Origin of the sequence: Ornithinimicrobium sp. (genome assembly GCF_030537745.1) — a bacterium.
Classification (GTDB): domain Bacteria; phylum Actinomycetota; class Actinomycetes; order Actinomycetales; family Dermatophilaceae; genus Ornithinicoccus.
In genome coordinates, this window is the sequence record NZ_JAUNVI010000020.1 from 21,945 (window position 1) to 46,245 (window position 24,301).

24 protein-coding genes and 1 tRNA gene are annotated in these 24,301 nt (G+C 67.6%); 10 read left to right on the forward strand and 15 right to left on the reverse strand.

All coding sequences use genetic code 11. The annotated features are described in order from the left end of the window. Positions 1–90: 90 nt before the first annotated feature. The gene (fumC, locus tag Q4P07_RS06265) at positions 91–1,503 is read right to left on the reverse strand and encodes a class II fumarate hydratase (protein ID WP_303374047.1); all 1,413 of its coding nucleotides are present in this window, start codon (positions 1,501–1,503) and stop codon (positions 91–93) included. Between the two features lie 89 nt (positions 1,504–1,592). On the opposite strand from fumC, the gene Q4P07_RS06270 reads away from it, so the two are divergent. Then, positions 1,593–2,471: a DUF3097 domain-containing protein gene (locus Q4P07_RS06270; protein WP_303374048.1), complete on the forward strand. Its 879-nt coding sequence runs from the start codon at positions 1,593–1,595 to the stop codon at positions 2,469–2,471. Positions 2,472–2,478: 7 nt separating this feature from the next. Continuing rightward, a complete protein-coding gene (locus Q4P07_RS06275) occupies positions 2,479–2,892 on the forward strand; it encodes a DUF4870 domain-containing protein (RefSeq protein ID WP_303374049.1) in 414 nt (137 codons plus the stop codon). Between the two features lie 437 nt (positions 2,893–3,329). On the opposite strand, the gene hemW is transcribed toward Q4P07_RS06275, so the two are convergent. Beyond that, complete coding sequence (hemW, locus tag Q4P07_RS06280; protein WP_303374050.1) at positions 3,330–4,673, reverse strand: radical SAM family heme chaperone HemW; 1,344 nt, start codon at positions 4,671–4,673, stop codon at positions 3,330–3,332. Between the two features lie 112 nt (positions 4,674–4,785). Between hemW and ppk2 the strand changes: the two genes are divergently transcribed. After that, positions 4,786–5,676 carry a polyphosphate kinase 2 gene (ppk2, locus tag Q4P07_RS06285; RefSeq protein WP_303374051.1) on the forward strand — a complete coding sequence of 297 codons (891 nt, stop codon included), beginning with the start codon at positions 4,786–4,788 and terminating at the stop codon, positions 5,674–5,676. 11 nt (positions 5,677–5,687) lie between these two features. On the opposite strand, the gene Q4P07_RS06290 is transcribed toward ppk2, so the two are convergent. From Q4P07_RS06290 to lepA, 3 genes are all read right to left on the reverse strand, one after another. Then, positions 5,688–6,299, reverse strand: a complete 612-nt coding sequence (locus Q4P07_RS06290; protein WP_303374052.1) for a hypothetical protein — start codon at positions 6,297–6,299, stop codon at positions 5,688–5,690. A 181-nt stretch (positions 6,300–6,480) separates the two neighbouring features. Continuing rightward, the gene (gene trmB / locus Q4P07_RS06295; RefSeq protein ID WP_303374053.1) at positions 6,481–7,248 is read right to left on the reverse strand and encodes a tRNA (guanosine(46)-N7)-methyltransferase TrmB; all 768 of its coding nucleotides are present in this window, start codon (positions 7,246–7,248) and stop codon (positions 6,481–6,483) included. 2 nt (positions 7,249–7,250) lie between these two features. Further along, positions 7,251–9,113, reverse strand: coding sequence for a translation elongation factor 4 (lepA, locus tag Q4P07_RS06300; protein WP_303374054.1), 1,863 nt, complete (start codon positions 9,111–9,113; stop codon positions 7,251–7,253). Positions 9,114–9,370: 257 nt separating this feature from the next. Between lepA and Q4P07_RS06305 the strand changes: the two genes are divergently transcribed. Beyond that, positions 9,371–10,858, forward strand: coding sequence for an Nramp family divalent metal transporter (locus Q4P07_RS06305; protein WP_303374055.1), 1,488 nt, complete (start codon positions 9,371–9,373; stop codon positions 10,856–10,858). 60 nt (positions 10,859–10,918) lie between these two features. Here the strand turns inward: Q4P07_RS06305 and Q4P07_RS06310 are convergent, their stop codons facing one another. From Q4P07_RS06310 to Q4P07_RS06320, 3 genes are read right to left on the reverse strand one after another with little or no spacing between them, the layout of a single operon-like run. Further along, positions 10,919–11,386: a hemerythrin domain-containing protein gene (locus Q4P07_RS06310; RefSeq protein ID WP_303374056.1), complete on the reverse strand. Its 468-nt coding sequence runs from the start codon at positions 11,384–11,386 to the stop codon at positions 10,919–10,921. Beyond that, positions 11,383–12,525, reverse strand: coding sequence for an NAD(P)/FAD-dependent oxidoreductase (locus tag Q4P07_RS06315; RefSeq protein ID WP_303374057.1), 1,143 nt, complete (start codon positions 12,523–12,525; stop codon positions 11,383–11,385). The genes Q4P07_RS06310 and Q4P07_RS06315 overlap by 4 nt, the downstream gene beginning before the upstream one ends. Positions 12,526–12,533: 8 nt before the next feature. Then, the gene (locus Q4P07_RS06320) at positions 12,534–13,004 is read right to left on the reverse strand and encodes a GNAT family N-acetyltransferase (protein ID WP_303374058.1); all 471 of its coding nucleotides are present in this window, start codon (positions 13,002–13,004) and stop codon (positions 12,534–12,536) included. A gap of 121 nt (positions 13,005–13,125) precedes the next feature. On the opposite strand from Q4P07_RS06320, the gene aceB reads away from it, so the two are divergent. From aceB to Q4P07_RS06345, 5 genes are all read left to right on the forward strand, one after another. Then, complete coding sequence (gene aceB / locus Q4P07_RS06325) at positions 13,126–14,751, forward strand: malate synthase A (protein ID WP_303374059.1); 1,626 nt, start codon at positions 13,126–13,128, stop codon at positions 14,749–14,751. Positions 14,752–14,858: 107 nt separating this feature from the next. After that, positions 14,859–16,337: an FAD-linked oxidase C-terminal domain-containing protein gene (locus Q4P07_RS06330; protein WP_303374060.1), complete on the forward strand. Its 1,479-nt coding sequence runs from the start codon at positions 14,859–14,861 to the stop codon at positions 16,335–16,337. Further along, positions 16,337–17,626: an FAD-binding oxidoreductase gene (locus Q4P07_RS06335; RefSeq protein ID WP_303374061.1), complete on the forward strand. Its 1,290-nt coding sequence runs from the start codon at positions 16,337–16,339 to the stop codon at positions 17,624–17,626. The genes Q4P07_RS06330 and Q4P07_RS06335 overlap by 1 nt, the downstream gene beginning before the upstream one ends. 1 nt (position 17,627) lies before the next feature. Further along, positions 17,628–19,043: a (Fe-S)-binding protein gene (locus Q4P07_RS06340; protein ID WP_303374062.1), complete on the forward strand. Its 1,416-nt coding sequence runs from the start codon at positions 17,628–17,630 to the stop codon at positions 19,041–19,043. Between the two features lie 50 nt (positions 19,044–19,093). Next, positions 19,094–19,633, forward strand: a complete 540-nt coding sequence (locus tag Q4P07_RS06345; RefSeq protein ID WP_303374063.1) for a type II toxin-antitoxin system PemK/MazF family toxin — start codon at positions 19,094–19,096, stop codon at positions 19,631–19,633. 94 nt (positions 19,634–19,727) lie between these two features. Here Q4P07_RS06345 and Q4P07_RS06350 read toward each other — a convergent pair. The 5 genes from Q4P07_RS06350 to Q4P07_RS06370 form a co-directional block, all read right to left on the reverse strand. Continuing rightward, a tRNA-Ala gene (locus Q4P07_RS06350) sits at positions 19,728–19,800 on the reverse strand. A 76-nt stretch (positions 19,801–19,876) separates the two neighbouring features. Further along, the gene (locus Q4P07_RS06355) at positions 19,877–20,512 is read right to left on the reverse strand and encodes a histidine phosphatase family protein (RefSeq protein WP_303374064.1); all 636 of its coding nucleotides are present in this window, start codon (positions 20,510–20,512) and stop codon (positions 19,877–19,879) included. Positions 20,513–20,530: 18 nt separating this feature from the next. Further along, positions 20,531–20,908: a ribosome silencing factor gene (rsfS, locus tag Q4P07_RS06360; protein ID WP_303374065.1), complete on the reverse strand. Its 378-nt coding sequence runs from the start codon at positions 20,906–20,908 to the stop codon at positions 20,531–20,533. Then, positions 20,905–21,492: a nicotinate-nucleotide adenylyltransferase gene (gene nadD / locus Q4P07_RS06365; protein ID WP_303374066.1), complete on the reverse strand. Its 588-nt coding sequence runs from the start codon at positions 21,490–21,492 to the stop codon at positions 20,905–20,907. Before nadD ends, rsfS begins: the two co-directional genes overlap by 4 nt. After that, the gene (locus Q4P07_RS06370; RefSeq protein ID WP_303374067.1) at positions 21,492–21,722 is read right to left on the reverse strand and encodes a hypothetical protein; all 231 of its coding nucleotides are present in this window, start codon (positions 21,720–21,722) and stop codon (positions 21,492–21,494) included. Before Q4P07_RS06370 ends, nadD begins: the two co-directional genes overlap by 1 nt. 38 nt (positions 21,723–21,760) lie before the next feature. Between Q4P07_RS06370 and Q4P07_RS06375 the strand changes: the two genes are divergently transcribed. Then, positions 21,761–22,783: a glycosyltransferase family 2 protein gene (locus Q4P07_RS06375; RefSeq protein ID WP_303374068.1), complete on the forward strand. Its 1,023-nt coding sequence runs from the start codon at positions 21,761–21,763 to the stop codon at positions 22,781–22,783. On the opposite strand, the gene Q4P07_RS06380 is transcribed toward Q4P07_RS06375, so the two are convergent. Further along, on the reverse strand, positions 22,771–24,066 hold the full coding sequence (locus Q4P07_RS06380) for a glutamate-5-semialdehyde dehydrogenase (protein WP_303374069.1): 1,296 nt from the start codon (positions 24,064–24,066) through the stop codon (positions 22,771–22,773). The two genes, Q4P07_RS06375 and Q4P07_RS06380, sit on opposite strands and share 13 nt — an antisense overlap. A 27-nt stretch (positions 24,067–24,093) precedes the next feature. Then, positions 24,094–24,301: PUA domain-containing protein (locus Q4P07_RS06385; protein WP_368660255.1), on the reverse strand; the 208-nt coding region annotated here is incomplete at its 5' end.

The following is a 24,301-nucleotide window of genomic DNA, read 5'->3' on the forward strand; positions in this document are numbered from 1 at the left end:
CCCGTCAACGCGGCCCGCTCCACCTTGGCACTCTGGCCTCTAGAGTGCCAATTCTAGCGGAGCGCCAGACCACCGACAGTCCGCGTGGGATCAGACGTCGCGCGGGTGCGTCATCTCTGCCGGCACTACCCACTGGTCGAACTGCTCGGGTGTGACGTCACCGCTGGCGACGGCGGCGTCTCGCAGCGACAACCCCTCCTTGTGGGCGTGCTTGGCGATCGCGGCAGACTTGTCATAGCCGATGTGCACGTTGAGTGCCGTGACCAGCATGAGGTTGCGGCTTAGGTGCTCACTGATGTGCTGGCGCTCCGGCTCGATCCCCACCGCGCAGTGCTCGGTGAAGGACCGGCAGCCGTCAGCCAGCAGCCGGATCGACTCCAGCACAGCGTGCGCCATGACGGGCTTGTAGACGTTGAGCTGAAAGTTGCCCTGGCTGCCGGCGAACGCCACGGTCGCGTCATTGCCGAAGACGCGGGTCACGACCATCGTCAGCGCCTCTGCCTGGGTGGGGTTGACCTTGCCCGGCATGATGCTCGATCCCGGCTCGTTCTCGGGAATGGTGATCTCGCCGATGCCGTTGCGCGGCCCAGAGGCGAGCCAGCGCACGTCGTTGGCGATCTTCATCAACGCCCCGGAGAGGGTGCGCAGGGCAGCGCTCACGCTGACGAGAGCATCGTGGGCAGAGAGAGCGGCGAAGTAGTTGTCCGCGGTGCGGAAGGGCTGGCCCGTCTCCTCGGCGAGGTAAGCCGCGGTCCGCGCCCCGAACTCGGGGTGGGCGTTGAGCCCGGTCCCCACCGCGGTGCCGCCGATCGCCAGCTCGTAGAGGCCCTCGTGCGCATGCCTGACCTGCGCCAGCGCATAGTCCAGCTGGGCGACCCAACCACCGATCTCCTGACCCAGCGTGACCGGGGTGGCGTCCTGCAGATGGGTGCGACCGGTCTTGACGACGTCCCCGAACTCCTCCGCCTTGGCCGCCAGCGTGTCGCGCAGGCCGCCCACCTCGCCATACAGGCGCTCGGCCAGCTCCAGCGCGATGGCGACGTGCATCGCGGTCGGGAAGGTGTCGTTGCTGCTCTGGCCACGGTTGACGTGGTCGTTGGGGTGCACCGTCAGCTCGGCGGTGACGGAGCCGGTGAGGATCTCATCGGCGCGGTGGGCGATGACCTCGTTGGTGTTCATGTTGCTCTGCGTGCCGCTGCCCGTCTGAAAGACGACGAGCGGGAAGTGCTCATCGAGGTCGCCACGGACGACCTCGTCGGCGGCTTGGACGACCGCGGCACGGGCCGCCTCGTCCAGCGCGTCGAGCTCGCCCAGGTCGGCGTTAGCGCGGGCGGCCGCCTTCTTGAGCAAGCCGAGGGCGCGGATCATCGAGCGTCCCCACACGAAGGTGTCACGGCCGATATCGAAGTTGCCGAGGCTGCGCTGCGTCTGCGCCCCCCAGTAACGGTCCGCCGCCACCTCGATGGGGCCCATGCTGTCGCGTTCGGTGCGGGTCTGCGTCATGGTTCCCAGGGTAGGCCGCACCACTGACTCCCGGCACTCCGGGCGAGCCTGCCCCGACACTGGCACCCTGACGCCTAGCCTCAGTGGCCGTGACTGATCGCTACGGTGCCGACGTGCTCTCCACAGACTGGCGTGCCCCCAAGCGGGGACGCGCCCAGCCGGTCGAGGCCTCGGCGGGGCTGGTCGTCGAAGATGTGGACACCGGGTGGTGCGGGGCCGTCGTCCTCGTCGAGAAGGCCGGCGGGATGCAGGTCGTGCATCTGGAGGACCGGCGCGGACGACGCAAGGGATTCCCCCTGGGGCCTGGCTTCCTGGTGGACGGCAAGCCAGTCATCCTCACTCCCCCGACCGCCGCGCGCCGAGCCCAGGTGCAGGCCGCCGAGCGGGCTGCCTCCCGGACCGCGAGCGGGTCGGTCGCGGTCCGGGCGCAGCAGGCGCGCGTGGCCAGCAGATCTCGCATCTGGGTCGAGGGCAAGCACGACGCCGAGCTGGTTGAGAAAATCTGGGGCGACGACCTGCGGGTCGAAGGGGTGGTGGTCGAGATGTTGGACGGCGTCGACGACGTCACCGCGCTGATCAAAGACTTTGCGCCGACGCCGGACCGTCGCCTCGGCATCCTCGTGGACCATCTCGTGCCCGGCACCAAGGAAACCCGGATCGTGGGGGAGGCCAGCAAGGTCAGCCGCCACGTGAAGATCCTCGGCCACCCGTATGTCGACGTGTGGCAGTCAGTCAAGCCGGCGCGCCTAGGGCTGACGGCGTGGCCCGTCATCGAGCGCGGTCGGTCCTGGAAGCACGGAATCTTAGAAGAACTCGGCTGGCCGCACACCACGCAGACCGATGTCGCCCTGGGCTGGAAGAAGATCCTGGCCTCTGTGCGTTCCTACAGCGACGTGGAACCAACGCTGCTGGCCAGCGTCGAAGAACTGATCGACTTCGTCACCGTTCCTTCATCCGACAGGGAGTGAGACCCGTATGACATACAACCCCGACCCCCGCCAGAGTTATCAACCCGCCCCTTCTCGCCTCGATGGCGAGGACAAGACCATGATGCTGCTGGCTCACCTCTCGGCGCCGGCGTCCTACCTGCTCAGTGCCGGTTCGCTGCCTTTTCTGGGGCCACTGTTGATCTGGCTCCTCTTCAAGGACAAGTCACCGGCCGTCCGCGCGGCCTCTGCGGGGGCCTTTAACTTCAACGTCTCCACGTTCGTGGTCACGGCACTGACCTGGCTCAGCGTGATCCTCACCCTCGGCATCGGTCTCATTTGGGCGATCCCGATCCTCATCGTCGTCTTCATCGTCGTCGTCTGGGTGCATGTCCGGGCCGTCATGAAGACGCTGGACGGGCAGGTCTACCAGTACCCGTTCCAGGTCCCGATCCTGCACTAGCCGCACGCTCCAAAAGCGACGGTGGCTTTGTCGCCACACCAGCCCCACGGACCGGCGTGTCAAGCCAGACACGCCGGTCTGTGCCAGATTTTTCCCTCCGACCTCTTGCATCTGAGGACAGCCTGGGATAGAACTCTCTTACGCGATCCCGCAAGGGAGAGCGGGTCGCAAGACTCGTCGAGGATTCGATGAATCGGTCCGGTGCCTCGTGCACCGGGTCCGTGAAGCTCTGGTGATGCAGAGTTCGAGCCCCGGACACCTTTGCGATCGTCCAACTGTCATCACCGTTGGTCCGAGGCCCGTTTCGCGAACTCATACTTCGCGAAGCGGGCCTCACCTTTTCCCGCGTGGGCCTCACCAGGCACGTCACGTCGGGTGGGACTGCGCTCTCGCGGTAGGCCCTGCTGGCTCATACCCGGCAGGATCTAGCCATATTTTTACTGCCTGGGGCCCTCCTGCGTGGCACCTGCAGGGCGTGTCGGCAAAGTCGACGCTCCGTCGACCTGCCAGCAACGCTCTCCGTGAGGGTCAGCGAGGAGCCGATGGACGACGGTGTCGGCGAGGAGCCGTCCACGCAGGGTCAGCACGAGCCGGCCACCGATGGCCGGGGCACCCTGCACGAGCCCGTCCGCAATAAGCCCTGCGACCGCGCGGCGTCCGCTCACCGACAGCGCCTGCAGAGGTAGTCCTTGCGCCAGTCGGCTCCCCAGCAGGACAGTCTCGTCGTACTGCTGCTCCTCATCCAGCACCTCGCGAGCGTGCGCGGGGCTCAGCCCGCTCTGAAGCCGCTCGGCGTAGGCCCGGGGGTGTTTGACGTTCCACCACCGCACGCCCCCGACATGACTGTGCGCCCCTGGCCCGATGCCCCACCAGTCACCGCCGCGCCAGTAGGCCAGGTTGTGCTCGCACGCCGACTCCGCACCTTTGGACCAGTTCGAGATCTCATACCAAGAGAAGCCGGCCGCACCGAGGATGGCCTCGGCCAGCTCGTATTTATCGGCTTCGTCGTCGTCATCCGGCGCGGCCACCTCACCCCTGCGGACCTGCCGAGCCAGGGCGGTGCCCTCCTCAACGACCAAGGCGTACGCGGAGACATGGTCCGGGTCGAGCTCGACCACGGTCTGCAGGCTGGTGCGCCAGTCGTCCAAGGACTCCCCCGGCGTGCCGTAGATGAGATCGAGACTGGCCTGCATTCCTGCCGCCCGCACGGCCGCGAACGCGCTCGCCACATTCTCCGGTCGGTGCGTGCGGTCCAGTGTGGCCAGCACGTGCGGCACGGCGGACTGCATCCCCAGGCTGACCCGCGTGAAACCGCGAGCGGCCAGTGCCTGGGCGACCTCGGGGGTCACCGTGTCCGGGTTGGCCTCGGTGGTGATTTCCGCCCCCGGCGTCAGTCCCCACCGGTCCCGCACGTCATCGACGAGACCTCCGAGCACCTCCGCCGGCAGCATCGTAGGAGTGCCACCGCCGACGAAGACGGTGGACACCGGTGGTGGATCACCGGCGTCCAGGACGCCCTGGGCCAACGCGAGCTCGGCATGCGCTGCGCGGGTGAAATCGCCCATCAAGCCAGGCAGGGGCTCCCCGACGTCCTGACGGTGCCCCGTTTCCCCCAGCTCAGGCAGCGTGTAGGTGTTGAAGTCGCAGTAGCCGCACCGGACCCGGCAGAACGGGACGTGCACATAGACCGAGAAGGTGCGCGACGACATACCATCCAGGACGGCCCCGGGCAGGGAGCCGTCAGCGGGCCCCGGATCACCCGGGGGAAAGGTGGACGGCATATCCCCCAGTCTCCCACCATGGCCCGGGCCATGAATGCCACCCGCCCATGTCGATCGCCAGGCCGCGCTGGCGCCGTGGCTGCTCAACTGCTGCCCACGCTAGTCTCAAGAGGTGCAGCAACGTCTCCGTGAGTACATCGACAACCTGCGTGATGCCGGCTTCACGGTGCGCGACGATCAGGGGTCAGATCCGGACCTCATCACGCCCGAGGGAAGTGCCGTCGACACCTGGCGTGAGGACTATCCCTACGCGGAGCGGATGACCAGGGACTACTACGAGGTCGAGAAGTGGTTGTTGCAGGTCGAACTGCTCAAGTTCCAGTACTGGGCCAAGGACAACGACACCCGGCACATCCTCGTCTTCGAGGGCCGGGACGCGGCCGGTAAGGGTGGGTCGATCAAGCGATTCACCGAGCATCTGAACCCACGCGGCGCACGGGTGGTGGCCCTCAACAAGCCGACCGAGGTCGAGGCCGGCCAGTGGTACTTCCAACGCTACGTGCAGAACCTGCCGACGAGCGGCGAGATCGTGCTGTTCGACCGCAGCTGGTACAACCGTGCGGGAGTCGAGCGGGTCATGGGCTTCTGCTCCAACACGGAGTACGAGACCTTCATGGAGCATGCGCCGCAGTTCGAAAAGATGCTCGTCGACACGGGCATCTCCATCACCAAGTACTGGTTCTCGGTGACGCAGACCGAGCAGCGGACCCGCTTTGCGATCCGGCAGCTCGACCCGGTGCGCCAGTGGAAGCTCTCCCCGATGGACCTGGAGTCGTTGGACCGCTGGGAGGCGTATGGCGCGGCGAAGGAGGAGATGTTTCGTCGCACCGACACCGACTGGGCCCCGTGGACGACAATCAAGTCCAATGACAAGAAGCGCGCGCGCATCAACGCGATGCGCCACTTCTTGTCCAAGTTCGAGTACGAAGGCAAGGACCACGACATCGTGCTGCGGCCGGATCCGCGGCTCGTCAAACGGGCCCGGGACACCGTCGGCGACTGAGCAGGGGTTTCCTATCCCGAGACCGCGTCGGAGCGTGGCACGGTTGCCCTGCTGCCCGAGGTCGACTCTGCAGGCACTCCCAAGTCGCGCACCAGGTAGGCCCAGGGGAAGGCACGGCACCCGACCTGCCAACCGTCCTGCTCGTAGCGGCGTAAGGGCCCGGTCCACACCACCCGCCTGTGCTCCCACTGGGTGTGAGTGCGTACCATTTTGTGACGCAACATCCCAGCCCCGACCGTGTGCCAGCCCAGGCGCCCGGCCAGTTGCAGTTCCGGCAGCTCGTCAACGGCGGTGACCGGTCCGAGCCAGCGATACTGCGGACTGTCCTCCGGCTCCGGGCGAGCGCCAAAGCGTTGCTGCACCCCTTGGCGGCTCAGCCCTAGTTCGGCACCGATCGTGGCCCAACTGTGCCCGCTCGCGCGGGCCGCGCGGACCGCCTGCTGCAGCAGCTCACGTGATGCGTGTTCGGCGGCAGCGCAGCGACGCACGATCGCGAGATGGTCGCCGGGCTCAGCTGGGTGAAGGGTCTCGGTGCGCTCAGGGTTGTCCTCACCGAGAATCGCTGCGCCGATCGCCTCGGTCAGAGCGAGACTCTCCTCGACACCATTCAGGTGGGCAGGCATCTCAACTCGCTCCCTGGCCGTCAGCGGTGTCCCGGCTCGGCAGCCAGGCCTTACCCTCGTGCAGGTCCCGCTCACTCTTGGGGCCATGCCACCGGGTCGCGCCAAGCAGGTACGCACCCATGACCAGCAGGGCGAGGGTAGCGCCTTCAAACATGCCACCGACGAAGCCGCCGTGCCGCGCTCAGTCACGCTCCGCTCGCACATACGCGAGGTCGACGATCTCCCGACCCTCGGCCGTGCCACGACGTTCGAAACGGGTGGGTGGGCGCAGCGGAGCGCGACCGGTCGACACCGGCGACAGCCGCTGGTCGGCACCGATCACCGCGCGCATCGCGGCGGCATAAGCGACCCAGTCGGTAGCCAATCGCCACACCCCGCCGTCCTCGAGCGCAGCGACCACGGCCTCGACGAGGTCCGGGGAGACGATCCGGCGCTTGTGGTGACGCTGCTTGGGCCACGGGTCGGGAAAGAACGTCCAGACCTCACGGACGGATCCAGGCTCGACCATCGTCTGCAGCGCGAGCGCGGCGTCGGCCTCCACGATGCGCACATTGGGCAGGGCGCGCTCCCCCATCTTGGCCAGCGCATGCCCGATGCCGGGTCGCCATACCTCGAAGGCGAGGAAGTCCCACTCCGGTCGGGCGGTCGCGCCCGCGACCAGCGCATCACCGGAGCCAGAGCCGATCTCCACCACCAGCGGCGCCGACCGGCCGAAGGCGGCGGTGGCCTCGAAGCGGTAGCCCGGCTCGATGATCGTCGAGCCCTCCCCTGCGGTGCGCGGAAGGTCGAGCACGACCTCGCCGGAGAGCCGGTCCCAAGCGACCTGGTGGGTATGCGGCATCCGCCCGCCTCGACGGGTGAAGGAGCGGGTGCGGGCCTGCGGTCGCGGCCCGATCACCGGGTTGCCCAGCGCAAAATGACCGGGGGGTGGAGGCGGAGGCAATGGCACGCTCACTTCTTGCCCTTCTCCGCAGCGCTCCCGTCCTGGGAGAGTGCCGCGATGAAGGCTTCCTGAGGCACCTCCACGGCACCGACCATCTTCATCCGCTTCTTACCCTCCTTCTGCTTCTCCAGCAGTTTGCGCTTGCGGCTGATGTCACCGCCGTAGCACTTGGCGAGCACGTCCTTGCGGATCGCGCGGATGGTCTCGCGGGCGATGACGCGGGCACCGATCGCGGCCTGCACCGGCACCTCGAACTGCTGGCGCGGGATCAGCTCCTTGAGCTTGGTGGCCATCAGCACGCCATAGGCGTAGGCCTTGTCCCTGTGCACGATCGAGCTGAAGGCGTCGACCTGGTCGCCCTGCAGGAGGATGTCCACCTTGACCAGGTCTGCCTCCTGCGACCCGTCGGGCTCATAGTCGAGCGAGGCATAACCGCGGGTGCGCGACTTGAGTGCGTCGAAGAAGTCGAAGACAATCTCTGCCAGGGGCAGCGTGTAGCGCATCTCCACCCGCTCGGGGGAGAGGTAGTCCATCCCACGCAGCGTCCCACGCCGGCTCTGGCACAACTCCATGATTGCCCCGATGAACTCGCTCGGCGCCAGGATGGTGGCGCGCACGATCGGCTCGGTGATCGAAGAGATCCGGCCCGAGGGGAACTCGCTGGGGTTGGTGACGTCGACGACGGTAGTGTCGTCCAGCTGCACCTGGTACTCCACGTTGGGCAGGGTGGAGATCAGCTCGAGGTTGAACTCCCGCTCCAACCGCTCCCTGACGATCTCCAGATGCAACATGCCGAGGAAGCCGACGCGGAAGCCGAAGCCCAGCGCGGCTGACGTCTCCGGCTCATAGACCAGGGCCGCGTCATTGAGTTTGAGCTTGTCCAGGGCGTCTCGCAGGATCGGGTAGTCCGAGCCGTCCAGCGGATAAAGGCCCGAGAAGACCATCGGCCGAGGTTCCTTGTAGCCGCTCAACGCCTGCGTCGCCATCCTGGTGGCGCTGGTCACCGTGTCACCGACCTTGGACTGCCGCACGTCCTTCACACCGGTGATCAGGTAGCCGACCTCGCCCACGCCCAGACCCTTGGACGGGACCGGGTCGGGGCTGATCACCCCGATCTCGAGGAGCTCGTGCGTGGCCTTGGTCGACATCATCGCGATGCGCTCCCGTGGCGAGAGCGACCCGTCGATCACGCGGACGTAGGTGACCACCCCGCGATAGGTGTCGTAGACGGAGTCGAAGATCATCGCGCGGGCGGGTGCCGAAGCGTCGCCCACAGGGGGCGGGATGAGCTCGACGATCCGGTCGAGGAGCTCAATCACGCCCTCCCCGGTCTTGCCCGAGACGCGCATCACTTCGGCCGGGTCGCAGCCGATGAGGCCGGCGAGCTCCTCGGCATACTTCTCGGGCTGTGCCGACGGGAGATCGATCTTGTTGAGGACCGGAATGACGGTCAGGTCGTTCTCCATCGCCAGATAGAGGTTGGCCAGCGTCTGCGCCTCGATGCCCTGCGCCGCGTCGACCAGCAGGACCGCGCCCTCGCACGCCGCGAGGCTGCGGCTGACCTCATAGGTGAAGTCGACGTGCCCGGGCGTATCGATCATGTTCAGGATCTGGGTCTGCCCGCCGACCGCCCATGGCATGCGGACGGCCTGACTCTTGATCGTGATGCCACGCTCGCGCTCGATGTCCATGCGGTCCAGAAACTGCGCCCGCATCTGCCGTCCCTGAACGACTCCGGTCTCCTGGAGCATCCGGTCAGCCAAGGTGGACTTGCCGTGATCAATGTGGGCGATGATGCAGAAGTTGCGGATGCTCGCCGGCGGGGTGGACGCCGGCGCAGGCACCGAGTCGGGAGGGGCAAGTGGAGACACGCTTGGTTTCAACCTCGAGGTATGTCGTGGGCCGGACAGTCTCTTCAGTGTCCCATGTCATAGGCGGCCCTCCGCGCAACTGCCCGGATGCGCGACGACGTTGATTGGGCGGCCATTTCCTGGCCCATTGGTCGACCATTTGTTCCCACCTGGTCAGACCAATCCGAGAAAGGGTGTGACACATCCCACACAAGCGCGAAAAATGGGTGTAGATTCCGGGCCACCGCGTAAGTGACACCCATGGCAAGGAGGCCCACGTGTCTGACCAACTGGCCGACAACACTCTCGGTGGCGACCCGCCAACGGTGCCCGAGGGCGAGATTGCGCACGAGATCCCCTGGAAGCATGTCCCCCCGGTCACCTACCGAGATCTTCCGGAGCCCCTGCCCCTGAGGAAGGTCATCGGCCCCAGCGTGCTGCTGCTCGCCGGGGCCATCGGCTCGGGCGAGTTCGTGCTCTGGCCCTACATCACCTCCCAGGTCGGCCTCGCGCTGGTCTGGCTGGTGGTCATCGGCATCACCACGCAGTACTTCCTCAACATGGAGATCGAGCGCTACACGCTGGCGACCGGTGAGACCGCCGTCGTCGGCTTCACCCGGCTCTGGAAGCCGTGGGGCTGGCTGTTCATCGCGATGACCGTGATCCCGTGGATGTGGCCCGGTTGGGCGACCGGCGGGACCACGACGCTGTCCTTCGCGACGGGCTTCGACGCCGACAAGATCCCGTTCATCACGATCGGGGTGCTGATCGTCATCGGCCTGGTGCTGACCCTGTCCCCGGTCGTCTACAAGACGGTGGAGAAGATCCAGTTCTTCCTGGTCGCCTTCATCATCCTCTTCGTCCTTTATGCGGCCATCGTGCTGATCGGCGGCGAGGGCTACAAGGGTTTGGCCATGGGCTTCGTGGAGATCCAGAAACTCCCCGCGGCGATCGCCGAGGTCCCGGCGGCGCTGCTCCTGGGTGCCATCGCCTTCGCCGGCGCTGGCGGCGCGATGAACCTGGTCCAGTCCAACTGGGTCCGGGACAAGGGCCTGGGCATGGGTGCCCTGCTGCCCAAGGTGGTCTCACCCTTCACCGGCGAGGAGGTCGTGCAACCGACCACCGGCTACTTCTTCAAGCGCGACGAAGAGAACATGCGCAAGTGGAAAGCGTGGTGGAAGGTCGCAGACAAGGAGCAGACCATCACGTTCCTCGTCATCGGTGGCATCACGCTGCTGGTCTTCATGGCGTTGACCTTTGTCACCCTGGGCACTGGCGGGGAGGCCGCGAGCTTCGACTTCATCAAGTTGGAGGGCGAGGCCCTCCGCGAGCTGCAAGGGCCGTGGCTGTCCACCTTCTTCTGGGTCGCCGGCAGCGCCGTGCTCTACTCGACCAACCTCACGATCCTGGACATGGTCGGACGGTTGGCCGCCGACGTGCTGAAGACGACGACGCTGAGGGACTCGAACATCAGCGAGAGCCGGCTCTACTTCATCTTCGTCTGGACCATGATCCTCTTCGGCTCGATCATCCTCTTGTCCGGCGTGGATCAGCCGCTGCTGCTCATCGTCATCGCCAGCTCCCTCAACGGTCTGGTCATGTTCGTCTACTCGGTGCTGCTCCTGCGGCTCAACCGCAGTGTGCTCCCCCGGGAGATCGGCCTGAAGGGGTTCCGCTTCGGGGCGATCATCTGGGCCTGCCTCTTCTACGGTGGGTTCTCCGCCTTCCTGCTCTTCGATCAGGGAAGCAAGTTGTTCGGCGGCTGAGCTTGCTCACGAACGCGGCCGCGTCACCCAAGGGGTGGCGCGGCCGCGTTCGTGTCGCTCTCAGTCGTCGGCGTACTGGCAGATCCACTGGTCGGGCAGGGATCCTGAGTCGAGGAAGTCCCGCAGCGTCGTGGCCTCCTCGTCGGTGAGCACGGTGTCGGCATGCGGGTAGATCAGTGGCTCTTCCTTGAGGTTGTGCTTCTCCAGCGCAGAGAGCAAGTTCTGGCAGGCCGCGACCAGGTCGTCGGGCTCAGCGTCGGAGCGGACCTGCTCAGTGAGCGCGTCCATGGCCCGCCACAGCTCGCCATGCTCTTTGAGCATGACGAAGACCGGCATCGCGAGCCCGGCCTCCTTCACCGCGTCGAAGAGGAACTCCTCCTCCAGGTAGATATGCCGGCGCAGCAGCGCCAGCGCCGCGGTCAGGTCGGAAGAATCGGTGGAATCGCTCCGGAGGCCCTCGACATACCGCAGGATGCCGTCGTCGATGGTGTGGTGCTCTGCCTCCAGGATGTCCTGCAGCGTGCTCATCCGTCTTGGTCCTCGACCTGCGCTGCGTCCGTTCCGACGGAGTCACGCAGCTCGTCGGAGGCGTCCCAGTCATTGGCGTGCATCGCCGCGACCACCAAGCCGTCCCGGACCCAGTAAGCGCGGAAGGTGCCAGAGCCGTCGCCGAGGTCTCCGCGAGTGATGACCCGGTCAGAACCGCTGCCACGACCGAAGTATTCCATCCCGAGGTCGTACTGGTCGGTGAAGAAGTAGGGCTGTCGGTCATAGTCCTGCTGTGCGCCGAGCAGGTTGCGGGCCACCACTTTGGCCTGCTCGATCGCGGTGTCCCAGTGCTCCACGCGGACCCGTCCGAGCGTGGGGTGGTCCTGATTGGCGATGTCGCCGACCGCGTAGACATCTGGGTCCGAGGTGCGCAGCGTCGCATCGACCAGCACGCCGTGGTCGACGTCGAGGCCGGCGTCCTCCGCCAGTTGCGTGTTGGGGATCGCGCCGATCCCCACCACGACGAGGTCAGCGCCGGCCAGGTCCTCGGCGGTGACCTCCGTGTCGAGCCGCAGATCGACGCCATGGGCACGATGGACGGCGGCGAACCGCGCTGCCACCTCCGGGCCGAGCACCGGCAGCAGCGGCTGAGCGGCGCGCTCGAAGATCGTGACCTCGGTCCCTACCTTGCGGGCGGCCGAAGCCACTTCGAGGCCGATCCAGCCGGCGCCGATGATGACGATCTTCTTGCCCTCGCCGAACTGCTCGCGGATCTGGTTGCTGTCCTCGACATTGCGCAGGTATGCCGTGGGCACGCCAGAGTCGTCCGCGAGCGCTAGGTGGCGAGGGGAGGCGCCGGTCGCGAGCAGCAACTTGTCGTACGTGACGTCGCCACCGGTGGTTTGCACCGTCCGGTTGGCCAGGTCAAGGCCGGTCGCGGTGGTGCCGGTGCGCAGATCCACCTCGTTCTTCGGATACCAGTCAGCGTCGTGGACCTGTGCCTCCTCGAAGGAACTTTCACCCATGAGGTAACCCTTGGACAACGGAGGTCGCTCATAGGGCACTCGCTCTTCTGTCCCAAGGAGGGTGATCGGGCCCGTGTGCCCTCCCTCGCGCAGCGCGGTGACCGCGCTCCCGCCGGCCAGGCCAGCTCCGATGACGACGATGTGCTCAGGCATAGCAACTCCTAGGGGGTCTGTGCTCCGACTCTACGCTCGCGTGCGGACGTCTCGTCGAACCTGACGAAAGCCCGGAGGTGGCCCTCCCCGTAGTCCCTCACCTCGACATACCCCAACGACTCATAAAACGCCTGCTGGCGGGGCTCGTCGTCGGTCAGGAGCACCTTTTGGCGCACGTGCCCGTAGGGCTCCAGGGCGGTCTGCACCAACTGGCGTCCCACGCCTTCCCGCTGCAACTCGGGACGCACCAGGACGTCCTGGAGGTAGGCGATGCTCGCGCCGTCCGACAGCACCCTGGCCAGCCCGAGCAATTCATCGCCATATCTGGCTGTCACCACCCGGGTAGAGCCGGCGACAGCGTCCTCGAGCGCCTCCGGTCTGGTGGTGTAGGAGGTCCACCCGACCGCGTCGTAGAGCTCGATCAGCTCCGCGCGGGTCGGCCGGTCATCGACGCTGAAGACAATCTCGTGTCCTGCCATCCTTGAGACTCTCACGGCGCAACTCTTCCCCGCACGACGGAGCGCTGCCACCTGCGTTAGGCTCCTGGGAGAAGGCGGATAACGAATTCCGCCTAGTGGAAAACTGCCACAAGGAGCCCACATGACCGACGTGTCCGCCCCGTCAACCGCTAGCCTGGACCTGCCCGAGGGGGTGGAGGTCACCGGCGAGCTCAAGCCCGGTTATGAGGAGATTCTCAGCCGTCCCGCCCTCGAGCTGATCGCCAGCCTCCACCGCGCGCTGGAGCCGCAGCGCCAGGAACGACTGGCCGCCCGGGCCACGACGGTCCACGAAGTTTCCGCGGGTCAGGACCTGAACTTCCTTCCCGAGACGGCCAGCGTTCGCGAGGACGACTCCTGGCGGGTTGGCGAGCATGCCCCCGGGCTGATCGATCGCCGCGTGGAGATGACCGGCCCCACCGACCGCAAGATGACGATCAACGCGATGAACTCCGGCGCGAAGGTCTGGCTGGCCGATCAGGAGGACGCCAACACGCCCCTGTGGGCCAACGTCGTCGAGGGGCAGATGAACCTGCGCGATGCCATCGCCGGCACGATCTCCTTTACCTCCCCCGAGGGCAAGGACTATGCGTTGTCGACCACCGACCAGTCCGAGCTGCCGACGATCGTCATGCGTCCCCGTGGCTGGCACTTGGATGAGAAGCACATCATGGTCGACGGCGAGCGCACCTCCGGCGGGCTGGTCGACTTCGCTCTCTTTATGGTCGCCAGCGCGCAACTGCAGCTGGATGCTGGCAAGGGCCCCTACTTCTACCTGCCGAAGATGGAGCACTATCTCGAGGCCCGGATCTGGAACGACGCGTTCATCATGGCCCAGGACGCCCTCGGCATCCCCCGGGGCACGATCCGTGCGACGTGCCTGATCGAGACCTTCCCGGCCGCGTTCCAGATGGAGGAGATCCTCTATGAGCTCAAGGAACACTCCGCCGGGCTCAACGCCGGCCGTTGGGACTACCTGTTCAGCGTCATCAAGACCTACCGCACCCGCGGCGCGGACTTTGTGCTGCCAGACCGTAACGCGGTGACCATGACCGCTCCGATGATGCGCGCCTACACCGACCTGCTGGTGCGCACCTGCCACAAGCGCGGGGCGCATGCCATCGGCGGCATGGCGGCCTTCATCCCGTCCAGGGACGAGGCCGTCAACAAGGCCGCCTTCGAGAAGGTCACCGCCGACAAGCAGCGCGAGGCCGGCGACGGTTTTGACGGCTCCTGGGTCGCGCACCCGGGCATGGTCAAGACCGCCCGCGACGTCTTCGACGCCGTCTTGGGTGACCGCCCCAACCAGGTCGACAAGACCCGCGACGACGTCTCCGTCACCGCCGCCCAGCTGCTCGACGTGAAGAGCACGCCGGGTGAGGTGACCGAGGAAGGTCTGCGCGCCAACATCGACGTGGCCATCCAGTACCTCGCGGGATGGCTGACCGGCAGCGGCGCGGTTGGCATCCACAACCTCATGGAGGACGCGGCCACCGCCGAGATCTCCCGCAGCCAGATCTGGCAGTGGATCAACAACGGCATCAGCCTGGACGACACCGGTCAGACGGTGACCCGCGACCTGGTCAGGCAACTGACCGAGGAGGTCCTGGACACCCTGCCGAGCGACCGCGGGGACTACGTCGAGGCCAAGGAACTGTTCCTGGAGATGGCACTGTCGGAAGACTTTGCCGACTTCCTCACCCTCCCGGCCTACGAGGCGATGCCCTGACCGTCAGCAAGGATGGACCAACCGTGGTCTGACCATTAGGATGAGCGGCAGGAGGAGCCCACGCTGGACGTGGTCCCTCCTGCCGCTCTCGTCGAGGAGGACAAGGTATGGCGTCTGACCCACCCGTAGGCTCGGTGCACGACGTCCTCACCGATCTGACGCACGTCATACCCGGGCCCAACCTGATCACCGACCCGACCCAGTTGAGCACCTACGACTGCGACGGGCTGGCCGCCTACCGCGTCACCCCCGCCCTCGTCGTGCTCGCGGACACCCCCGACCAGGTCAGCGCCACCGTCCGCTCGTGCGCGAAGCACGGGGTGCCTTTCGTGGCCCGTGGCTCCGGCACCGGACTGTCCGGCGGCGCCCTCCCCCACGCCGAGGGCGTGCTGCTGGTCACCAGCCGCCTGCGCACCCTGCACGAGCTGCGGCCGCAGGACCAACGCGCGGTCGTGGACTCCGGCGTCATCAACCTGCAGGTGAGCAAGGCCGCCACCCCGCACGGCTACTATTTCGCACCGGATCCGAGCAGTCAGCAGATCTGCTCGATCGGCGGCAATGTCGCCGAGAACTCCGGCGGCGCGCACTGTCTCAAATACGGCTTCACCAGCAACCACGTCCTGTCTCTGCAGATCGTGACGCCGACGGGCGAGGAGGTCACCCTCGGCACCGACGCACCCGACGCACCGGGCTACGACCTGGTCGGAGCCTTCGTCGGGTCGGAGGGCACTTTGGGCATCGCCACGAGCGCGACGGTGCGGCTGGTGCGCCTGCCAGAGGAGGTCCGCACCATCCTGGCTGGCTTCGAGACGATAGGCCAGGCCGGTGAGGCGACCAGTGCGATCATCGCCGCCGGCATCGTGCCGGCGGCGATCGAGATCATGGACGCGCTCGCGATCGAGGCAGCAGAGGCTGCGGTCGCCTGCGGCTACCCCGCGGGCGCGGGTGCGGTGCTGGTCGTCGAGCTCGACGGGCCGGCGCTGGAGGTCGCGCACGAGTATGCCGAGGTCGAACGCCACTGCATGGCGGCGGGCGCGTTCGAGTTTCGGATGGCCACGGACGCGGGCGAGCGCGCCGAGATCTGGAAGGGCCGCAAGTCAGCCTTCGCCGCTGTCGGCCGCATCTCTCCTGACTACCTCGTCCAGGACGGCGTCGTCCCCCGCACCGCCCTGCCGGAGGTGTTGCGCAGGATCGGGCAGATCGGGGCGGAGTACGGGTTGCGGGTGGCCAACGTCTTCCATGCCGGAGACGGCAACCTGCACCCGCTCGTCCTCTTCGACGCCGACGTCGAAGGCGCGACCGAGCGGGCCGAAGAGGTCTCCGGGAAGATCCTGGATCTGTGCATCGAGCATGGCGGGTCGATCACCGGCGAGCACGGTGTGGGGGCCGACAAGGCCAAGTTCATGCCCCGGATGTTTACCGGCGACGACCTGGACACCATGCAGCTCATCCGGTGCGCCTTCGACCCCGGTGGCATCGCCAACCCTGGCAAGATCTACCCGACCCCGCGTCTGTGCGGTGAACGTCCGCGCATCGTGTCAGGGTCCCACCCCCTGCAGCAGGCCGGTCTGGCGGAGCTGTTCTGATGGCCCTTGTCTCCGACCTGCCCGGTCACGTGAGCGCTGCCACCGATGACGACCACGTCGACGGTGTCGCCGCCCAGATGGTGGCTCGCCCCGAGTCGGCGGCCCAGACCGCAGATCTCCTGCGGGCTTGCCACCAGCGAGAGCTCGCGGTCGTCGTCCGCGGCCACGGCACCAAGCTGACGTGGGGCCGCCCGCCCGAGCGGGTCGACCTCCTTCTCGACACGACCGCGATGAACGGCCTCGTCGAGCACGCGCGCGGAGACCTCATCGCCACCGTCGGCGCAGGTATGCCGCTCGCCCGGTTGCAAGGGTTGCTCGCCGACGCGGGCCACCAGGTCGCGCTGGACGATGTGCTCGCGCCACGCCCACGGGTGGGCACCGTCAGCGGCACCGGTGCTCCTGACATCGCAGCCGGCAGCACTGTCGGTGGCGCGATGATGACCAACGTCTCCGGGCCGCGGCGGATGTGGGTGGGCACCCTCCGCGACCTGGTCATCGGCGTGAAGTTTGTGCGCGCCGACGGGACCGCCGCCAAAGCAGGCGGCAAAGTGGTCAAGAACGTTGCGGGTTATGACCTTTCCAAGCTCTTCACCGGCTCGTTCGGCACCCTCGCGGTCATCACCGAGGTGACCCTCCGGCTGCACCCGCTTCCGGCTGCCAGCCACTGGGTCGGCCTGACCCTGGCGGCCGACCGCCTGGGTGAGGTCCTGGCCACGATGATCGCCAGCCAGCTCGTGCCCAACGCTGTGGAGGTGCACGCCGCCCCCGGCCTCGACCCGACGGTCGTCGCGCTGATAGAGGGCACCGAGGCGGGCGCGCTGGCCCGGGCCGAGCAACTGGCCGATCAGCTGGGTGCGGACGCCTGGGTCCACCAGGAGGCACCGACCTGGTGGGCCACGATGCCCTCGCCGGCCGAGCACGCGCAGGGCAGCAGTGGCGCGCTGCTGAAGACCACGGCGCGGCTGAGCGGCATACCTGAGCTGGTCGCCGAGCTCACCAGCCACGGCGCAACCGTCATCGGATCGGCCGGCACCGGCGTGCTCTATGCCGCCCTCCCCGTTGATGCCGGCAGTGCCGACGCGAGTTCACTCGCGTCAGCACTCGCCTCAATCCGGCGGACCAGCAGCGCCCTCGGTGGCTCCACGATCGTGCTGGACGCCCCGGCCGCGCTCAAGCCGGGCCTGGACACCTGGGGGCCCATCGCTGCGCTGGACCTCATGCGCAGGGTCAAGGCTGAATTCGACCCCCAGCGCGTGCTGGCTCCAGGACGCTTCGTAGGAGGACTCTGACATGGCACACCCCATCGCGAACGCTGACCACAGTGGGGACCACGCCGCCACCGGCTCGCGGACGGTCACCGAGCTCGGCATACCCACCCTGCGCGTGCCCGGCGACACGGTCCTGGCCAGCCCGGCCTTCGACGACCACCACCCGCCCAGCCAGGAGCTGATCGACGACTGCGTCCACTGCGGCTTCTGCCTGCCCACCTGCCCGACCTATGTGCTCTGGGGCGAGGAGATGGACAGCCCGCGCGGACGGATCGCCCTGATGAACTCGGCCAACGCGGGTGCTCCGCTCACGGCCTCGATGCTCAGCCACTTCGATGCCTGCCTGGGTTGTATGGCGTGCGTGACCGCCTGCCCGTCAGGCGTGCAATATGACCGGCTGATCGAGGCCACCCGAGCCCAGGTCGACCGCCAGGTGGACCGCGCCGCCAAGGACGAAGCCCTACGCAGCGTCATCTTCAGCCTCTTCCCCTATCCGGAACGGCTACGGCTGCTGCGCGCTCCGCTCCGGCTGGCCCAACGCACCGGTGCCCTCAAGCTCGTGGGCAAGACCGGCGTGGTCGGCAAACTCAGCCCGGAGCTGGAGGTCATGTCGACCCTGGCTCCGCCGCTGGGCCCGCGCTACACCGTCCCGGAGCGCACCCCCGCCGTCGGCACGCGCCGAGCCGTCGTGGGGATGCTGACCGGCTGCGTGCAGCGCGAGTTCTTCGGCGACGTCAACGCCGCCACCGTCCGCGTGCTCGCCGCCGAGGGATGCGACATCATCGCCCCCAAGAAGCAGGGCTGCTGCGGGGCACTGTCGATCCACGTGGGTCGAGAGGAGGAAGGCGCAAACTTTGCGCGCCGGCTCATCGACATCTTCGAGGAGAGCGGGGTCGACTGGGTCGTGGTGAACTCTGCCGGCTGCGGGTCGTCGATGAAGGAGTATGCCCTGCTCCTGGCCGATGACCCGGAGTATGCCGAACGCGCTCGCGTCTTCAGCGACAAGGTGCGTGACCTTTCTGAGATCCTCGTCGAGCTCGGCCCGGTCGCGCCGCGCCACCGGATCACCGCGGACGATCGTGAGGTGAGCCTCGCTTATCACGACGCGTGCCACCTGCGGCACGCCCAGCAGGTGGTGAGTCAGCCGCGCGCGCTCCTGAACGGCATTCCGGGTTTGCGCCTGCGGGAGATTGGCGACGCCGAGGTCTGCTGCGGCTCGGCCGGGGTCTACAACATCCTCAATCCTGTCCCGGCGCGAGAGCTCGGCGACCTCAAGGCCGCCAACATCTTGCTGACCGGTGCCGAGCTGCTGGTCACGGCCAACCCGGGCTGCCTCATGCAGATCAGCCAGGCCCTCGAGCGGGCCGGACGACCGATCCCGTTCGTGCACACAGCCGTCGTCCTGGACGCCTCGATCCGCGGCGTGCACTTGGTCTGAGCCCGGCGTGTGCCCCGGCACGTCGGCCCGCCCTGGTTAGGGTGGAGAGCATGATCCATGACGACAGCGACAGTCGACGAGCACGCGCACGCTGGCTCCGCAGCCTGCGCCGGGTGGCCTCGGCGGTGGCCGACGTCCTGCGTCCGGACGGTCGCAGGACGTCACGCGCACCCGCACCCGCACCGGCCAGGTCAGCCACCTCCTCGGGGACCTACAGCTATGCGCCCGTCGACGACGAGCACGCGGACCCAGGCGAGGTCGTCTGGGCGTGGGTGCCTTTCGAGGAGGACGCCAGCAAGGGCAAGGACCGCCCGGTGCTCGTCATCGGCCGCGACGACGACCAGCTCCTGGCCCTGCAACTGACCAGCAAGGACCACGACCGCGACAGCGCCCAAGAGGCCGCTGCGGGTCGCTACTGGATGGATGTCGGCACCGGCGGCTGGGACCGTGAGCGCCGCCCGAGCGAGGCCCGAGTCAACCGTCTGCTGCGGCTGGACCGCTCGTCGGTGCGGCGCTCCGGGGACCGCCTGGACGAGGCGCTGTTCGAGCAGGTGCTCGCCCAGGTGCGGCGCTACTTTCCCCAGGGCTAAAGAGCGGCCGCGCCGCTGCAAGGCAGCACTTTACTCAGGCCCATCGCCAGATGATATCGGGCCGACCACCTTGCGGTGGCCGGCCCGATATCGGTGGAGCTGAGGGGATTCGAACCCCTGACCCCCTCCATGCCATGGAGGTGCGCTACCAACTGCGCCACAGCCCCGTGGGGGACTGGAATACTCTATCCAGGGCGCGAGAGATTCTCCAAATCGCAGGTCAGCACGCTGCGCCCACGCGACTTAACGATCGGTCACGCTGCCTACGCTGGTGGTGACGCCGACGTTCCAGGACGCCAGACGCCACCCGGTGCGGTGCTGCACCAGCTCGGCCCAGTGGCAGTTGCGCAGGCCCACGAGGGAGAGCCACGCCTGCTGATAGCTCAGCCCGATCACGTCGGCCACAAGTGCTCTGCTGGCCATCCCGTGCGTCGTCACGACAGCGGTCTCGTCTTTCTCCATCCGGGCGATCAACTCATCGAAGGCGGCCCGCATCCGGACCCGCACGTCCTGGACGCGCTCCCCCGTGACACCCCGCCGGGCATCTTCGCCCTGGTCCAGCGCTGCGACGATGTCCGGAAACCGTTCGACGACCTCAGGGTGCGACAACCCCTGCCACTGCCCGACGTGGATCTCCCTCAAACGCGGATCGTGCTCCACCACCAGGCCGGTCCGCTGCGCGAGGGCTGCGGCCGTGTCAGCGGCGCGCGCCAGATCGCTGGCCAGCAGCCGCACCGGGCCCCTGTCAGCCAGCGCGGCGGCAGCTGTGGACGCCTGCGCACGTCCTCGAACGGACAGGTGGCTGTCGAGCTGCCCCTGATAGATGCCTCCGGCGTTGTGCTCCGTCTCGCCGTGCCTCCAGACGATGACCTTCCGCATACCGCGCAGTCCCCCGCCTCAGTGGCCCGAAGGTGCCTCAGACGAGGGCAGGACGACCGCTGGACAGTCCTTCCACAGGCGCTCGAGGTCGTAGAACTCTCGGTCCTCCGCATGCATCACGTGCACCACGATCTCGCCGAAGTCGAGCAGCACCCATCTGCCCTCACGCTGACCCTCGCGTCGCAGCGGCTTGACGCCGAGGGTCTGGAGACGCTCCTGCACCGCGTCGACGATTGCGTGGACCTGTCGCTCGTTGGGAGCTGAGGCGATGACGAAGACGTCGGTGAGCACCAGCTGCGAGGACACGTCGAGGCCGACGACGTCGTCCGCGAGCTTGTCGTGGGCCGCCGCGGCAGCAGCCTGGGCGAGTTCGGTGGCACGGGGTGTTGCGGTCACGCGGGGTCCTCCCGGTAGAGGTGGTACTTGCCGATGTACTGGACGACGCCGTCGGGCACGAGATACCAGACGGGGTCGCCCTTCGCGGTGCGATGGCGACACTCGGTGGAGGAGATGGCCATGGCGGGCACCTCCAGGAGCGTCACTTTGTCTTCGGGCAGGCCGTCGTCGGAAAGGACGTGACCGGGACGGGTCACCCCGACGAAGTGCGCGAGGTCCCAGAGCTCGTCGACTCCCCGCCACGACAGGATCTGGGCCAGCGCATCCGCGCCGGTGATGAAGAAGAGCTCGTCCTCGGGGCGCTGGGCGTGCAGGTCCCCGAGGGTGTCGCGGGTGTAGGTCGGGCCGTCGCGGTCGATGTCGACACGGCTCACGGTGAACCGGGGGTTGGACGCGGTCGCGATGACCGTCATCAAATAACGGTGCTCGGCGGGCGAGACCTCGCTGGCGTCCTTGCGGTAGGGCTGGCCGGTCGGGACAAAGACGACCTCGTCCAGGTTGAGCAGGTTGGCGGCCTCGCTGGCTGCGACGAGGTGGCCGTGGTGGATGGGGTCGAAGGTGCCACCCATCACTCCCAGACGCATCAGTGCGTGGTCGTCCCGTGACCGTGGGCGCCAGCGCCGTGCGGGTCGGCGGTGGCGTGCGGCTCAAGGGCCAGGGTGTTGCGGAAGGACCAGAGCAGGCCGAGCAGGGCCAAGAGGCTCCCCAGCGCGATCACACCGAACCAGATGGGGGCGAAGGGCAACTCGTTGACCACCGGGTGGTGTCCACCTTCGGCGGCAGTCACGACAAAGTGGTGCAGCGCAGACGTCATGGATTCATCCTACCTGCGGCACCGCCTACAGTGGCGCCATGCCTTCCGCACCCTCCCCCGTGCTGTCGGTCGTCGTGCCGATGTTCAACGAACAGGAGGTGCTCCCGCTGCTCGTGGGGCGGCTGCGGCCGGTCCTGGACGGGCTCGGCGAGCCCTACGAGTTAGTCGCCGTCGACGACGGCAGCTCGGACCAGACTCCTGTCCTGCTGCAGGCGCATCGACGCAGCTGGCCGCAGCTTCGGATCATCCGCCTGCGCGCCAACGCCGGCCACCAGGCCGCGATCTCGGCCGGACTCGCGCGGGCACTCGGGCAATGGATCATCACCCTCGACGCGGACCTCCAGGACCCACCTGAGGTGATCCCGGAGATGCTCGCGGCCGCACGTCAGGAGCAGGCAGACGTCGTGTATGGGGTGCGCGCCGACCGTTCGACCGACTCCTCCTTCAAGCGCTGGACTGCCCACGGCTACTACGCGTTGATGCGCGCCATGGGAGCCACCGGGGCCCCCGACAACGCCGGTGACTACCGGCTGATGTCGCGCGCCACCGTGGATGCCGTCAATGCCCTGCCCGAAGACCACCGGGTGCTGCGACTCGTCGTGCCGGCGCTAGGTTTTCCCTCGACGAGCGTGTCCTACGCGCGCGAGCGGCGCGCAGCAGGGTCGAGCAAGTACCCATTGGCGCGGATGGTGAGGCTGACGCTCGACTCCGTCACCGGCTTCTCGAGCGCGCCGCTGAAGCTGGCGACGTGGTTCGGGCTCAGTGGCTTCCTGGTGGCGCTTGCGCTGCTCGGCTATGCCTTGGTCGCTAAAGCCAACGGACACACCGTCGCCGGCTGGACCTCGACGGTCGTCATCGTGGCCGCCTTCGGTGCCGTGCAGCTGCTGTGCCTGGGGATCATGGGCGAATACGTCGGACGGACCTACGCTGCGCTGCAGCGGCGGCCGACGTACTACGTGGCGCACGACAGCGCGCGCGACTCAGATCGTGACTGCGTCCAGCAGCCGCAGTCACCGCCGTCGGGTGAACGCTCGCCCGAACGAGACCCTCACCGCACCTGACCATCGCCGTCCACGATCCACTTCGTGGTGGTCAGCTCGGGCAGGGCCATCGGCCCGCGTGCGTGCAGTTTCTGGGTAGAGATGCCGATCTCCGCCCCGAAGCCGAACTCGCCACCGTCGGTGAACCTGGTCGAGGCGTTGATGAGCACGGCAGCTGCATCAATCTCGGTGGTGAAGCGGCGTGCGGCCGCTCGGTCGGCGGTGACGATCGCCTCGGTGTGGCCGCTGGTGTGCTCCTGGATGTGCGCGATCGCCTCGTCGAGGCTGTCGACGACTCGGGCGGAGATGTCGAGGGAAAGAAACTCCGTGTCATCGTCCTGCGGCGTGATCGGCAGGTGCGCGGCGCCCGCGGCGGCGGCATAACCCTCCGAGAGAGCGTCACCGTGCACGGTGACCCCAGCCCCGCCGAGCGAAGCCATGAGGGCGGGCATGATCCGCTCGGCGGCGTCCCGGTGGACCAGGAGAGACTCGGCGGCGTTGCAGACCGAGGGGCGGTGGGTCTTGGAGTTAGTCACGATCTGAACCGCCATGTCGGTGTCTGCGCTCGCATCGACATACACGTGACAATTGCCGACGCCGGTCTCGATGACAGGGACGGTGGACTCCAGGACGACGGTCTGGATGAGGCTGGCGCCGCCGCGCGGGATGAGCAGGTCGACCAGACCGCGTGCCGTCATCAGCGCCCGCGCTGCGTCGTGGCCGCCCTCCACCAGGAGGTTGATCGCGTCCGGGTTGAGGCCCTGTTGCTCCAACGCGGTCCGCAGGACATCGACGAGCGCGGCATTGGTGGAGGCCGCTGCAGAGCCCCCCCGGAGCAGGACCGCGTTGCCACTCTTGAGGCCGAGCCCGGCAGCGTCGACCGTGACATTGGGGCGCGCCTCGTAGATCATGCCGACCACACCCATCGGGACCCGGATCTGCCGGATCGCCAGACCGTTGGCCAAGGTCGAGCCGCGGACCACCTCCCCCACAGGGTCAGGCAGGGTGGCGACCTGGCGCAGCGCGTCCGCGACGGCATGGACCCGCTCCTCATCGAGTGCCAACCGGTCCAGCAGGTTGGTCGTCAGGCCGTTGTCACGACCGCGCTGCAGGTCCTCGCGGTTGGCGGAGATGACGACGTCACTAGCAGCGTCCACGGCATCGGCCAGGGCGAGCAGGGCGGCATCTTTACGGGCCCGGGTGAGCAGGGCCAGCTCTCGGGCGGCGACGCGCGCCCTCCGGGCGATCCCGTGGACGTAGTCGACGGTCTCGGGGGCGATGGGCGTGAGGCTGGATGCGGTCATGCTGGCTGCTCTCCTGGTTGGGCTCTGTCAGAGGACGACGAGATCGTCACGGCGGACGACGGGACGCGGCGCGGGCCGCTCGGTGCGGAGGCGGATGCGGCCTCCGAGTCGGTGGCCGACCAGTGGGCGCAACTCGTCCGCGTCGTAGCCGACCAGTCCCCGGGCCACGATGTTGCCCAATTCGTCGCACAGGTCCACCGTCGCCCCCGCCGGGAAGCGGCCTTCGACACGGATG

Coding starts and splice junctions, on each gene's coding strand:
- fumC (WP_303374047.1), bottom strand. CDS start 1,503: ATGACGCAGACCCGCACCGAACGCGACAGCATGGGCCCCATCGAGGTG.
- Q4P07_RS06275 (WP_303374049.1), top strand. CDS start 2,479: ATGACATACAACCCCGACCCCCGCCAGAGTTATCAACCCGCCCCTTCT.
- hemW (WP_303374050.1), bottom strand. CDS start 4,673: ATGCCGTCCACCTTTCCCCCGGGTGATCCGGGGCCCGCTGACGGCTCC.
- Q4P07_RS06290 (WP_303374052.1), bottom strand. CDS start 6,299: ATGCCTGCCCACCTGAATGGTGTCGAGGAGAGTCTCGCTCTGACCGAG.
- Q4P07_RS06310 (WP_303374056.1), bottom strand. CDS start 11,386: ATGAGCACGCTGCAGGACATCCTGGAGGCAGAGCACCACACCATCGAC.
- Q4P07_RS06315 (WP_303374057.1), bottom strand. CDS start 12,525: ATGCCTGAGCACATCGTCGTCATCGGAGCTGGCCTGGCCGGCGGGAGC.
- Q4P07_RS06320 (WP_303374058.1), bottom strand. CDS start 13,004: ATGGCAGGACACGAGATTGTCTTCAGCGTCGATGACCGGCCGACCCGC.
- aceB (WP_303374059.1), top strand. CDS start 13,126: ATGACCGACGTGTCCGCCCCGTCAACCGCTAGCCTGGACCTGCCCGAG.
- Q4P07_RS06330 (WP_303374060.1), top strand. CDS start 14,859: ATGGCGTCTGACCCACCCGTAGGCTCGGTGCACGACGTCCTCACCGAT.
- Q4P07_RS06335 (WP_303374061.1), top strand. CDS start 16,337: ATGGCCCTTGTCTCCGACCTGCCCGGTCACGTGAGCGCTGCCACCGAT.
- Q4P07_RS06340 (WP_303374062.1), top strand. CDS start 17,628: ATGGCACACCCCATCGCGAACGCTGACCACAGTGGGGACCACGCCGCC.
- Q4P07_RS06345 (WP_303374063.1), top strand. CDS start 19,094: ATGATCCATGACGACAGCGACAGTCGACGAGCACGCGCACGCTGGCTC.
- Q4P07_RS06355 (WP_303374064.1), bottom strand. CDS start 20,512: ATGCGGAAGGTCATCGTCTGGAGGCACGGCGAGACGGAGCACAACGCC.
- nadD (WP_303374066.1), bottom strand. CDS start 21,492: ATGCGTCTGGGAGTGATGGGTGGCACCTTCGACCCCATCCACCACGGC.
- Q4P07_RS06370 (WP_303374067.1), bottom strand. CDS start 21,722: ATGACGTCTGCGCTGCACCACTTTGTCGTGACTGCCGCCGAAGGTGGA.
- Q4P07_RS06375 (WP_303374068.1), top strand. CDS start 21,761: ATGCCTTCCGCACCCTCCCCCGTGCTGTCGGTCGTCGTGCCGATGTTC.
- Q4P07_RS06380 (WP_303374069.1), bottom strand. CDS start 24,066: ATGACCGCATCCAGCCTCACGCCCATCGCCCCCGAGACCGTCGACTAC.